1 protein-coding gene is annotated in these 1,074 nt (G+C 67.7%); it reads left to right on the forward strand.

Annotated features, from left to right (window positions below; translation table 11 throughout):
* Window positions 1-64 precede the first annotated feature (64 nt).
* Window positions 65-1,074, forward strand: a 1,010-nt coding sequence (locus ON31_RS29535) for a DUF222 domain-containing protein (RefSeq protein WP_157533804.1), incomplete at its 3' end; no start/stop codon positions are given.

The following is a 1,074-nucleotide window of genomic DNA, read 5'->3' on the forward strand; positions in this document are numbered from 1 at the left end:
TGGAAGGGGTGCGTGAATTGGTTTTCTCATTCTGCCGCAACTCTTTTCCCGATAGAATTGCGGCATGAATACGAGCCGGGCAGGTGAGGTATTCGCGGTCGTGGAGGAATTGACGACCGCGACCACCGCCCTGCTCGACGAAGACCTCACCCGCTACACCGACACCGACTTCGTCGAACTCATGCGACGCGTCGAAGCCGTCCGCGCCCGGTTGGGCGCGGTGTCGCATCGCCTGGTCATCGAGACCAGCGACCGGCACCTGCCCGAACGCGCCGGATCCAAGAGCCTCGCGAAGTATTTGAGTGAAACCCTGCGGGTCTCGATGGCCGAGGCCGGAGCACGACGCCGCGCGGCAGAGAAACTCGGCGTGTTCCATTTCGTGCACGGAGAAGACCGGGAACCGGAATTACCGGCCACCGCCGCCCAGCAAGCGGCCGGGCTGCTGTCGGTAGAACACGCCCGCCGCATCATGACGGTCATGGACCGTATCCCCGCCGCCGTACCGACCGAATTACGGGTAGAGGCCGAACAGCTGTTGGCCCAGCACGCGTGCGAGCTGACCCCGGAAGCGATCGTGATGGTCGGGGAATCGATCCTGGCTCACCTCGACCCCGACGGCACCCTGACCGACGACCGCGACCGCGCCCGCGTCCGGGGGATCACGATGGGACGTCAACGCATCGACGGCATGACCGAGATCAGCGGACTGTTGACCCCGCACCTGCGGGCACTGCTGGACGCGGTGCTGGCCAAGGGAGCCCGGCCGGGCATGTGCAACCCCGCCGACCCCGACAGCCCCTCGCTGGCCACCCGCGCCATCGACCCGAAACACCTCGAGGCCGCCGCCGGACGCGACACCCGCACCATCGCCCAACGCAACCATGATGCTGTGGCGGCGTTCCTGACTGCCACCGGCGGGTCGAAAACCCTCGGCAGCCACCGCGGCATGCCCGTCTCGGTCGTGCTCACCATGCGTGTCGAGGACCTCGACCGCGGCAGCGGGCACGCGGTCACCGGTTCGGGCACGACCATGTCGATCCCGGCCGCGCTGCGGCTGGCCGAGGGCCGCTACCC

Origin of the sequence: Nocardia otitidiscaviarum NBRC 14405, from assembly GCF_000308635.1 — a bacterium.
Taxonomy (GTDB): domain Bacteria; phylum Actinomycetota; class Actinomycetes; order Mycobacteriales; family Mycobacteriaceae; genus Nocardia; species Nocardia otitidiscaviarum.